We start from the raw sequence: 10392 nt of genomic DNA on the forward strand, positions 1-10392 counted from the left end.
AAACAGTATTCGGGGATGGGGGCTTGATGGGGCGGTACTTCCAGGTATTGAAGTTATTTTGGGGGGCCTCGCTCCAGGCAGAGTTGGAGTACCGGAGTAACTTTCTAATTGCTTGCTTGACAAGTTTGGGTAATTTGGCGGGGAGTTTATTTGGGTTGTTTTTGTTTTATCGGACGGGCTATCAGTTCGAGGGCTGGTCCTGGGAACAGGCATTGATTATTCTCGGGCTTTTCACGTTGTTGCAGGGTTTTTCGGGGACATTTTTGAGTCCGAATCTGAACCGAATTGTGGAACATGTCCAGGAAGGGACACTGGATTTTGTATTGTTGAAACCCATTAGTTCACAGTTCTGGCTCTCGACTAGGACCTTCTCGCCCTGGGGATTGCCGGACGTGATTTTTGGGTTGTTGGTGATTGGTTATGCGGGAACGTTGTTGGGTTTGGGGGCCGAGAACTATCTGTGGGCGTTGATTCCCTTGGGGTTTGGTTTAATCAGTCTCTATAGTCTCTGGTTTATTTTGGGAGCGACGAGCATCTGGTTTGTCAAAATCTACAATGTCACCGAGGTCCTGCGCGGATTACTGGAGGCAGGCCGATTCCCGATGGTGGCCTATCCCGTGGGCTATCGGTTCTTTTTTACTTTTATTATCCCGGTGGCCTTTTTGACAACGATCCCGGCGGAGACGTTGCTGGGACGAGTGGAATGGGGCTGGTTGTTGGGGGCGGGATTATTGGCGGCGGGACTTTTTGGGTTTGCCCGGTTCTTCTGGGGGTTCGCGCTCAAGTTTTATACCAGTGCATCGAGTTAGAAATATAACCGGATGTATTTAACAAAAGTCGGGACTCATGCGCTTCCTAACCAAAGAAATCCCCCCTAGAACAGGGGGGAAAGAGTCTGCTTGAGTTGTTACTTTTTAGCGACACGCAGCTTATGTTTACGGAGGCGGATGGACTGGGGGGTGACTTCCACCAGTTCATCATCACCAATGTATTCCAAGGCGCGTTCCAGACTCATGATGATGGGGGTCTTGAGGTGGACGAGTTCATCGCCGCCAGCAGCACGCATGTTGGTGAGCTTCTTGGCCTTGCAAACGTTGAGTTCTAGGTCGGTGTTGCGGGTGTGTTCGCCAATAATCATCCCCGAATAAACTTTGGTACCGGGCGTGATGAAGAAGACCCCCCGCTCCTCTGCTCCCTGGAGCGCGTAGTAGGTGGCATCTCCCATTTCAAAGGAGATGAGCACCCCTGAACGTAGTCCGCCAATCTCCCCAGCGAAGGGGCGGTAATCCAAGAAGGAGTGGTTCATGACCCCTTCGCCCTTGGTATAGCGGATGAACTCTGAGCGAAAGCCAATCAACCCCCGCGCCGGGACCACAAATTCAAGCTGAGTCCGACCATTGCCGAAGCCAACCATATTTTGCATTTCGGCCCGCCGCTTGCCGAGGTTCTCGATACAGGAGCCCGAACTGAAATCCGGGACATCCAGGATCAACATCTCGAACGGCTCATAAACCTGCCCGTTCACCTGCCGGAAGATAACCTTGGGCTTGGAGACCTGAAACTCGAATCCTTCCCGGCGCATCGTCTCAATCAAGATGCCCAAGTGCAGTTCGCCCCGCCCAGAGACCAAAAACTGGTCCGGGGAATCGGTTTCTTCAATCCGCAGCGAGATATTGGTTTCCAGCTCCCGGAATAGTCGGTCGCGCAACTGCCGCGAGGTGACGAACTTCCCTTCTTGACCCGCAAAGGGGGAGTCGTTGACCGAGAAGGTCATCTGGAGGGTGGGTTCATCGACCCGGATCAGGGGCAGAGCTTGGGGATTCTCAATACTGGCGAGGGTCTCACCAATGTTGATATCGGCAAAGCCCGAAATCGCCACAATCATCCCGGCTGTCGCCTGGGGAATTTCCACGCGGCCCAAGCCCTCGAAACCCAAGAGTTTCGCTACTTTACCGCGCTGGATCGTCCCGTCTTCCCGAATCCAAGCTACGGTCTCGCCGCTTTTGACCGTCCCGTTATGGATACGCCCAATCGTGAGCCGTCCCAGGTATTCCGAGTAATCCAGGGTCGTCATCTGCAGCTGAAAAGGCTTGTCAGCATCGCCGATGGGCGCGGGTACGTAGCGCAGGATGCCCTCAAACAAGGGGATTAGGTCCACCCGCTCATCTTCTAGGTCCGTGATCGCAAACCCACCGAGACCCGAGCCGTAGAGGACCGGGAAATCTGCCTGGTCATCGTCCGCCCCGAGTTCAATGAAGAGGTCCAAGACCTTATCCACGGCCCGGTGGGGGTCCGCTTGGGGACGGTCAATCTTGTTGACCAAGACCATCGGCTTAAGGCCCTTCTCCAGGGCTTTTTTGAGAACAAAGCGCGTCTGGGGCATGGGGCCTTCATTGGCATCCACAATCAGTAGACAACCATCTACCATCCCCAAGACCCGCTCCACCTCACCACCGAAGTCGGCGTGACCGGGAGTGTCCACGATGTTGATTAAGTAATCTTTGTAATGCACGGAGGCATTCTTAGAAAAAATCGTGATCCCGCGTTCGCGCTCCAAGTCGTTGGAGTCCATGACACAGGTCGCCACGTGTTCGTTCTCGCGGAAAATACCGGACTGTTTGAGCAGGGCATCTACCAAGGTGGTCTTGCCGTGGTCAACGTGGGCAATGATGGCGATGTTGCGAATTGATTTGTTAACCGTCATGATGCACCGCAGAGGGCTGGCTTTACAAAACTTTAAAACCCTAACTACTCTAGCATTTTTTCAAGACTTGGCATGGGGCGAGTGACCTATCTAGCCAGAATCGGCAACAGGAATTGACGGACAGCCTGGACCATCTCCAGACTAATCGTGTGTCCAACTGGGAATTCCTGATAATCCAAGACTAACCCTGCTTCTTGGAGGACCTGCTGGAGATTGCGCCCGAAGCGGACGGAGACAATGCCGTCCTGGACCCCGTGACCCACGAAGAGGGGCGGATGGGGCGGGGGCGGGAGATCCGGTAGTCGGTTCAGGTAGCCACTCAGAGCAACTAAGGCCAAGGGGCGCGGTAGAAAGGTCAAGCCCACTTCCAGAGCCATCACCGCCCCTTGCGAGAAACCCAACAGGATAAAGGGCAGAGGTCCGTAAAGACTCTGGAGATGCTGGATCAGGTGAACAAGACGTTCAGCACTCTCGGGAATATCCAGATCCGGTTTGCTCAAGTCGTACCACTGGTAAGCCCAAGTCGCCATAAAAAATGGGGCCGTGGGAAAAATATAACGTACGCCCGGTAAATCTAGGGCTTCGGCGAGGGGTTCGAGGTCGCCGCCGTGGGTGCCCATGCCGTGCAGCGCAATCAAGAGGTAGCTGGGGTCGGGGGCGGGGTTGTACTCAGTCCAAGTCAAAGCTTCCATAACCACAATTATAAGAACGACAGCAACGCCCTTGTCAGTCCCGAGGGAGTGTGCGATCTTCCTTAATAAGGGATCACGTGGAGAACGGCATTGATGAAGGCTTGGCTTGTACTTTTTGTGGGGTTAGGACTCGGGTTGCCCGTCTCGGCGGGTCGGGTGCGCGATACCGTTAGTAATATCTCCTTTGTGCCGCCCCCCTACTTCCAGACCAGTTTCGGGGCCAAGGGGAGTACGGTCCACTATCTGCTCACGCCCCCGGATAAGCATGTCACGATCTATACCGGAGCCTTACTAGACCGTAAATTCACCACCGTCCGGCCCATGGATGCCCAACAGATCAAGGCACTTTGTAACCAAGCTAAAACCGTCCTCTTCCCCAAGGGCCTCACCCTGGGGCTCAATAAACGCTTCTTAGTAGATGGTCAAAATGGGGCTGAGTGCCGTTTCAGCAATCCCTCTGGGCAGTTGGTGCGTTGGATTGGGATTCCTGAGGCCGGACAGTTGGTCTATGCCTACGCCGATTGGCCCAAGCCGCCCAATGAAGAGCAGGTGGATACTTTCAGGATGTTCTTGGGCAGTATTCAGATTTTTTGAGTTAAGGCGTGAAGGCCAAGGGAACCTGACTAATTTGGCTAGGAATCGGGGCGGGGCCGGGATTGTTGATAATCTCAAGGATCTTGTGACGGGCACTGGGTTCGAGGGCAGACTCGATACAGACGCGGGCCACATCCGCCCGGTCAATCCGTCCCTCAAAGAGGGTATCTGCCTGACGAATCAGGACTCCCGGCTGGTCGGGAGGCAGGTTTTGTAGACCGCCGGGGCGCACAATCGTGTAGGCGAGTCCACTGCGCTGTAAATATTTCTCTGCCTGTCGTTTCCAGAAGAGGACCCCGCCAAATAGGTTGAGGGGATGGAAGAACCGAGACACACACAGGGAAGAAACAAGGATAAAATGCCCGACCCCAGCGGCTTTGGCTTGGTCCACGAGATTGAGCGTCCCCTGATAGTCCACTTCCTGGGGATTACTCTTGAAGGGCCTCGCTCCGGTTGCACAAAAAACAACCTCTACCCCTTGCAGAGCCGCTGTCAGGGTAGCGGGCTGCAAAACATCCCCCACTACTGCCCGGATCTCCTGAGCCTTGAGCAACTCCACCCCCTCGGACGAGCGCACCAGCCCACAGGTGGGGATGCCCCGTAACTGCAACTGTTCGATGATCCTGCGCCCGGTCTCGCCCTGGGCACCTACTACCAACGTCTGCATACCCGCTTCCTGTGGTTTTACTCCATTGTACTTTCTGTAAATGTTTGTTCAGAGCCAGGGGTTGTGCAGTAAGCTTGTAAAGGTCTTTTTAAGTTCTCTACCATGGCTCTTGGTCAGCAAAAAATTAGAATTCGGCTCCAGGCTTTTGACCACAAGTTGCTTGATGCCTCCTGCGGCAAAATTGTGGAAACTGCCAATCGTACCAACGCCGCCGCCATCGGCCCCATTCCCCTCCCGACCCGCATCCGCCGTTACTGCGTTCTGCGCTCGCCCCACGTTGACAAAGACTCACGGGAGCATTTCGAGTCGCGGACCCACTCGCGCATCATTGATATCTATCAGCCCTCCACCAAAACCATTGACGCGCTGATGAAGCTGGACCTACCTTCGGGAGTGGATATCCAGGTCAAGCTCTAGATGACCGCCTACTGGGTAACGGGCGGCTCAACGAGCATCAATCTGGATCTGGCGGCTCTGCACGGGACAGGCATTGAACTGGCTGAGAAAAACCCCGTGCGGAACACCGCCGAGCCCCACTCAGGGTTTGCCTACGGATTCAAAGTGTTGCGGGCGATGGTACCTGATACTTTGCAGTTTGTAAACACGACAACCGGGGTTGACTGGCAGAATCGGCGGGGGACAATCCTCCATGGTGGGAGCCTCAATCTCCGTCTAGTCGGCATTCCCATCGGTTTGAATGCCAGTAATTTTTTGTTTGGCTATGATCCCACCCGGGCGGCTGGAGGTTATCACCTCAGTGCAAAGGTGACGATGTTGGGCCGGGTGGTCTTGTTTGAGATTGAGCGGGTCCGGCTTGCCTTTGATCCCGTTACACTCCGGTTAGAACTGCATGAATTTAGCCTGACGATTGCAACGGAGGTCAGTGGGGTCTTAGAAGTCCATACTGGCAAGGACGTGACACGGACTTTGGTGGGACAGGGCCGAGCGACGGTCCAATGTGAAGCTCTTTGAGTATTTTTGCCTACTCAATTTACAGTTTTTTGTCATACCCTGAGGGGAGAACGCGGGGAGCGAGTGCGTGAAGGTTTGTTTATTTTCTGACTTTGACGGTCCCTTGATGGATGTATCCGAGCGATATTTTCAAGTCTATTGTTTTATCTTGCCCCAAGCGGCTGAGCCGGGACAGCCCCTCAATTATCTGAGTAAGGCAGAATTTTGGGAATGCAAACGCGCTCAGGTCAACGAGCGGACCATTGGTCGCCAGTCAGGGTTGACGGAGGAGCAAGCCGAGCAATTTGTCCGCCTACGCCGTCGCCATGTCCACGCCGACCCATTTTTTGCCCATGACCGGGTCCAACCCGACGTGTATCACCATCTCACCCGGCTCCAAGCAGCAGATGTGGACTTAACTGTAGTCACGATGCGCCGTACCCGTGAACTGGAGCCGACCTTAGAACAATTTGATCTAGCCCGATTCTTCCCTTCAGAGTCGCGCTATTGTCTCGCGAACGACTATCACAAGAGTAATGATGTCCACGACAAACAACTCCTTTTAGCGCGTCATTACCCCAAACATCAGCACCAGCGGTGTTACATGGTCGGCGATACCGAGGCGGACATTCTGGCGGCTAAACACTTGGGCATCCCGAGTCTGGGGGTCCTCTGTGGCATCCGTAATGAAGCTCGGTTACGCGCCCTGGACCCCTGGAAGATTGTGGCTAACCTAGGCGAGGCAGCGGACTTGATTTTGCACGATGCTGGTTAGGTTACATTTGTGGTTCGCGCTTGCATCACCTAGGTGAGGAGTATCTATGTCCGGGTCCCAGGAAACTATGACTGATGCGCTGGCTCCTCCTTTTCAGGGGCAAGAGCGCGTAGAGCAGATTATCGAGCGTGTCGTCCAGCAACAAGAACAAATCCTGGGCCTCGTCCAGAACCAACAAAGTCAGCTAGAGCAGTTGACCACGATTATTCAACGTCAGCAGACCCAGCTTGAGCTACTCCAGAATGAGCAAGTAGCCCTTTGGCAACGACAAAAAGAGAGTGACCAACGCTTCCAGGTCCTCCTCGACGAGATGCGCTACATCGTCTGCCAACTCCCCAGCCCCGGCAATTCCCAGAACTGAGCCATGATACTATAGAGTTTCAGATACGCTACATCCTGCGGACGTGGCGGAATGGTAGACGCGCTAGACTTAGGATCTAGTGAAGCAATTCGTGAGAGTTCGAGTCTCTCCGTCCGCACCATTTCCAGCGTGTCAGCCTCAGCCGAAGCTAATCTATGGGTTGTTAATAAATTCATCAAATGGAGCAAGAATGCTAACTGAGCGATATCAAGAAGCTTTAGTCTTAGCTTTCCGGCTGCACCAACATCAGCAACGCAAAGGCGGCGGACCTTACATTTCTCATCTGCTCACGGTCTCTGCCTTGATCTTGGAAGATGGCGGGAACGAGAATGAAGCCATTGCCGCCCTGCTCCATGATGCCGTTGAGGACCAAGGCGGACAGCCTACCTTAGCTCTGATTAGAGACAAGTTTGGCGATGAGGTTGCCGCGATTGTAGCCTCATGTACCGAGTCCGACTGCACCCCCAAGCCGCCTTGGAAAGACAGGAAACTCTTGTACTTGGCGCATTTACAAGCGGGAACCCCGGCTGTTGCTAGGGTGTCTCTTGCCGATAAATTCCACAATGCCACTACCCTCCTGTCTGCACTGAGAGCGCAGGGAGCGGGAGTTTGGGAACGCTTTAAGGGCGGGCGCGAGGATACCTTATGGTTCTATCGCGAGTTACTGGCGATTTATCGGGAGGTTCTTCCCGCCAGTAGTCGTGTTGCCGAACTAGAGCGTGTTGTGATTGAATTGCAGACTACGCCTACCTAGCGAAAGTTTATTTTTGAAGAGCTGAGGGCCCGGGCAGAGCTTGGTCCAATTCAGCCATCGCCCGAAATACCAGGGGAAATAAGGGTTCAGCGAGAGCTTGGAAAGACCGGGCATATTGACGAATCTCAAACTGGGCCTCTTGAGCCAAACGTAAGCCCAAGAAGTGTAATAGAGAGCGCACATTCACAGTGAAATAAAGACTGGTATAGGTGCAGTGGGGTAAAACTCCCCGCGCCTGTTCGCGACAGACCCCCAGGTTGAGGAGTTCTTCATAGACTTGATAGGCGGCGTGGACTTGCTGAGCATAGAGTTCAATAATCTGGGCCTGGGGTAGATCATCGCGGACAACTGAAGCCTGACGATTACTCTTACTCTGTCCCCTAAATTCAACGGGAACATAGGCTTGGTTCTTAACTTTTATGTATCTCCCTGACTGTTGATTGAAGGAGTTGTGAACCACAATCCCATTGGCGACGAAGTTATGCCAATCTCCTGCAACTGCCAAATCATAGGTTTCCTCCTCTCCTACGTATTCGACCCTGACCACCCGCTTAGGATGGGCACGAAGAACTGTTGAACCGGGGCGTGGTCTTGTGCCTACTGCCGAGAAATCAAATGAAGTCCGGTCTGAAGCAAAGGCCATCTCTGACGCTTGGGTCCGGTGGACAAGACGATGGCATGGATGACACAAGGAAATTAGATTATCTATTTCTCGCGCTAAACTCTCGTCCATCCACACAGGAATGATGTGATGAGCATGTAATTTGCCTGACTGCACCTTGCACCCTTGGCATACCCACTGAAATCGCTCGTGAACACGGGCTGCAATTGATGTGGTCCATTGCCCAATCAAAGCGCGTTTTTCAGTAACACCACCACGCCAAAAGTAGTTATTCTCTCTGGGTCTATTGCGGACGGCTGTTCTTCGTTTCTCTTGCCCTTCAGGAGAAATTTTTAGAGAATATCCCTTGCACCCTCTATTCCAGGGTGTATTCCCCTTAGCAAATTCGCGCTCCGCTTCTGTAAAAGAAAGGCTATGCTTTTTCAGCCACTTGCTAATGGTGTGGATAGAACAACCAGCAGCATCTGCTATTTCCAGAAGAGAAGATTCCTTTTCACGCATTGAGCGGAGCCATGCTGCATCTCGATACCGCCCATCGCCAACCATGGGAACGCCGTTGACCATCAAAGAGCAAGGGCGCGTCATGATGGCTTTTTCTCCCCGCATCTCCAGACCAACTGCATCATCAAGTCTTTTCCAGCCCTCATCTGTTAAAACCCGATGGTGGGAAGTCATCTTCAGTGTTTTTCCATCTTCAAGCGTGACCTGGAAGACAGGTTGTATCCCTTGCGCTGTAATATCGGCAATATGCCCCACTGTAAAAAGTCCTGTTTCCTCGTTTAGCACACGCAGACGACGTTTCTTCATTCGAGAATTCATAGGGCGGTAGCCACTTTTTGTATTGTGGGCCTTTTGGCCTTGGGTCCATTGACGATAGAGCTCACCAATAGTTGTACGTAGCCTCGGGGATGTTTCTCTCCCGCAGTTAACAAACGTGATCTCGGCATCACCCGTTAAACAGGTGCCAGCCCTGTGTCTTAGCATCTCTTGGACTACATAAAGCGGTGCGGTAACTCGATAGGTAATGAGGTTATGTTCTAGGGGCGAACCATGCTCGTGTTTGAGTAAGTATTTGATGAGTTTGTAATTCTCTTCCTCTGACCGCTCCTGGAGGTCCCCAGCTAGACTGACCCGCGCCGCCGCTGCAATCATCTGGTCATCACCCACGTGCTGAATTAGATGGACTGTGCTAATCCCGTCACCGAGGGGATTAGCGGGGTTAAAATCTTCTGCCATCACTAGTCCAAGAAGAAAAGCGTAACAATTTTACGTTGTTCCTCCGCCTGTTCACAAGCGGCGAGGAGCGTGTGGGAATCATGGAAGGCAAAACAGATCAACTGCTGGCATTTAGCGATGATCTCCTGGTTACAGAGCAGACTCGCCTCCGCCAGTGGTAAGTCATTGCGTTCACTGTGTTCCACCAGTTGCATCACGTTCTCTAGCTGTTCTTGGGACTCGCGGGGCTGGCGGTCTAGGCTCTGGGGGAGGATGACGGTCAAAAGTTTGGGATCGGCACGGAGGGCACCCCGGATTACAGCGAGGTTCGCCCCGGTCGCGCCGGAGGTCAGAATCCGGTTGCCGACTAAGGCCAGTGCGTAACCCAGCATTTCAATGAGTTGTTGGTGGGTCCAAGGAACATGACGGGACCCCAGGAGGGCAATTTGTCGAGAACCCGTCTGCTGGATCGTAATCAGTTCTTGCAAAAAAATATCAATGTCAGCAACAGCGCGAGTCAAACAGCCCTTCCCTTTTATCCTTGCGGATTGGCTTTTTAAGGTTAGCAGAAGTGGTACCGACTGACTAGACTAGCCGCCAATCTGAGACATGGTGCGGGCGTAGGCCCCGGTACTGTGCCCCCGGTCGCGCTCCTTGAAATGAATGTCCTGCTTGAGGACCAGTAAATCCGTCACTTGTTGCTGAATTAGCTCAGTCCGTACCCCGGTACGCAGGAGTGTTTTGAGGTCTACCTGCCCGGATTCATTCAAGAGACAGGGACGCAGCAGCCCATCGGCGGAGAGGCGGACCCGGTTACAACGGTCACAGAAACATTCGGACATCTGAGAGATAAAACCCACGGTCCCCTTGGCTCCCGGTAGCTGGAAGACCTCCGCTGGCCCGTTGCCGAAACAAGCTCCCGTCGTCAATCCGAAATGTGCCCGCAACTGAGCGCGGATTTGTTCGGAACTGACCCAACCCACTTGGTCAAAGTACCCAGTATTGCCAATTGGCATGAATTCAATGAAGCGCACGTGCCAAGCTCGTTCCAGGGTCA

General features: G+C 53.4%; 12 protein-coding genes, 1 tRNA gene and 1 pseudogene. 8 read left to right on the forward strand and 6 right to left on the reverse strand.

The features are described 5' to 3' along the window. Positions 1-26 precede the first annotated feature (26 nt). The gene (locus tag HFM78_RS01730; protein ID WP_287127702.1) at positions 27-809 is read left to right on the forward strand and encodes an ABC transporter permease; all 783 of its coding nucleotides are present in this window, start codon (positions 27-29) and stop codon (positions 807-809) included. 98 nt (positions 810-907) lie between these two features. Here HFM78_RS01730 and typA read toward each other — a convergent pair whose 3' ends face one another. Both typA and HFM78_RS01740 read right to left on the reverse strand, forming a co-directional pair. Beyond that, positions 908-2704, reverse strand: a complete 1797-nt coding sequence (gene typA, locus HFM78_RS01735; RefSeq protein ID WP_287127691.1) for a translational GTPase TypA — start codon at positions 2702-2704, stop codon at positions 908-910. 86 nt (positions 2705-2790) lie between these two features. After that, positions 2791-3396, reverse strand: coding sequence for an alpha/beta hydrolase (locus HFM78_RS01740; RefSeq protein ID WP_287127692.1), 606 nt, complete (start codon positions 3394-3396; stop codon positions 2791-2793). A gap of 93 nt (positions 3397-3489) precedes the next feature. Here HFM78_RS01740 and HFM78_RS01745 point away from each other — a divergent pair, with 93 nt between their 5' ends. Then, entirely contained in the window at positions 3490-3990 is a 501-nt protein-coding gene (locus tag HFM78_RS01745; protein ID WP_287127693.1) for a hypothetical protein, read from the forward strand. 1 nt (position 3991) lies between these two features. On the opposite strand, the gene HFM78_RS01750 is transcribed toward HFM78_RS01745, so the two are convergent. Further along, entirely contained in the window at positions 3992-4657 is a 666-nt protein-coding gene (locus HFM78_RS01750) for an SDR family oxidoreductase (RefSeq protein ID WP_287127694.1), read from the reverse strand. A gap of 102 nt (positions 4658-4759) precedes the next feature. Here HFM78_RS01750 and rpsJ point away from each other — a divergent pair, with 102 nt between their 5' ends. The 6 genes from rpsJ to HFM78_RS01780 all read left to right on the forward strand — a co-directional run bounded on the left by rpsJ (position 4760) and on the right by HFM78_RS01780 (position 7498). Beyond that, entirely contained in the window at positions 4760-5074 is a 315-nt protein-coding gene (gene rpsJ, locus HFM78_RS01755) for a 30S ribosomal protein S10 (RefSeq protein ID WP_287127695.1), read from the forward strand. Further along, entirely contained in the window at positions 5075-5629 is a 555-nt protein-coding gene (locus HFM78_RS01760) for a hypothetical protein (RefSeq protein ID WP_287127696.1), read from the forward strand. Positions 5630-5696: 67 nt separating this feature from the next. Then, on the forward strand, positions 5697-6383 hold the full coding sequence (locus HFM78_RS01765; RefSeq protein ID WP_287127697.1) for an HAD family hydrolase: 687 nt from the start codon (positions 5697-5699) through the stop codon (positions 6381-6383). 46 nt (positions 6384-6429) lie between these two features. Further along, positions 6430-6744, forward strand: coding sequence for a hypothetical protein (locus tag HFM78_RS01770; protein WP_287127698.1), 315 nt, complete (start codon positions 6430-6432; stop codon positions 6742-6744). 37 nt (positions 6745-6781) lie between these two features. Then, a tRNA-Leu gene (locus HFM78_RS01775) sits at positions 6782-6865 on the forward strand. A 69-nt stretch (positions 6866-6934) separates the two neighbouring features. Beyond that, on the forward strand, positions 6935-7498 hold the full coding sequence (locus HFM78_RS01780; RefSeq protein ID WP_287127699.1) for an HD domain-containing protein: 564 nt from the start codon (positions 6935-6937) through the stop codon (positions 7496-7498). 7 nt (positions 7499-7505) lie between these two features. On the opposite strand, the gene thyX is transcribed toward HFM78_RS01780, so the two are convergent. The 3 genes and pseudogenes from thyX to HFM78_RS01795 form a co-directional block, all read right to left on the reverse strand. Continuing rightward, entirely contained in the window at positions 7506-9356 is a 1851-nt protein-coding gene (gene thyX / locus HFM78_RS01785) for an FAD-dependent thymidylate synthase (RefSeq protein ID WP_287127700.1), read from the reverse strand. Positions 9357-9358: 2 nt separating this feature from the next. Next, positions 9359-9856, reverse strand: a complete 498-nt coding sequence (locus tag HFM78_RS01790; RefSeq protein ID WP_287127701.1) for a DNA recombination-mediator protein A — start codon at positions 9854-9856, stop codon at positions 9359-9361. 69 nt (positions 9857-9925) lie between these two features. Next, positions 9926-10392 (reverse strand): annotated as a pseudogene (locus tag HFM78_RS01795) (cyclic pyranopterin phosphate synthase MoaA); the annotation flags it as partial.

The sequence above is a fragment of the Candidatus Cyanaurora vandensis genome (genome assembly GCF_013285555.1).
Taxonomy (GTDB): Bacteria; Cyanobacteriota; Cyanobacteriia; order Gloeobacterales; family Anthocerotibacteraceae; genus Cyanaurora; species Cyanaurora vandensis.

Coding starts and splice junctions, on each gene's coding strand:
- typA (WP_287127691.1), bottom strand. CDS start 2,704: ATGACGGTTAACAAATCAATTCGCAACATCGCCATCATTGCCCACGTT.
- HFM78_RS01780 (WP_287127699.1), top strand. CDS start 6,935: ATGCTAACTGAGCGATATCAAGAAGCTTTAGTCTTAGCTTTCCGGCTG.
- thyX (WP_287127700.1), bottom strand. CDS start 9,356: ATGGCAGAAGATTTTAACCCCGCTAATCCCCTCGGTGACGGGATTAGC.
- HFM78_RS01770 (WP_287127698.1), top strand. CDS start 6,430: ATGTCCGGGTCCCAGGAAACTATGACTGATGCGCTGGCTCCTCCTTTT.
- HFM78_RS01750 (WP_287127694.1), bottom strand. CDS start 4,657: ATGCAGACGTTGGTAGTAGGTGCCCAGGGCGAGACCGGGCGCAGGATC.
- HFM78_RS01730 (WP_287127702.1), top strand. CDS start 27: ATGGGGCGGTACTTCCAGGTATTGAAGTTATTTTGGGGGGCCTCGCTC.
- HFM78_RS01740 (WP_287127692.1), bottom strand. CDS start 3,396: ATGGAAGCTTTGACTTGGACTGAGTACAACCCCGCCCCCGACCCCAGC.
- HFM78_RS01760 (WP_287127696.1), top strand. CDS start 5,075: ATGACCGCCTACTGGGTAACGGGCGGCTCAACGAGCATCAATCTGGAT.
- rpsJ (WP_287127695.1), top strand. CDS start 4,760: ATGGCTCTTGGTCAGCAAAAAATTAGAATTCGGCTCCAGGCTTTTGAC.
- HFM78_RS01745 (WP_287127693.1), top strand. CDS start 3,490: ATGAAGGCTTGGCTTGTACTTTTTGTGGGGTTAGGACTCGGGTTGCCC.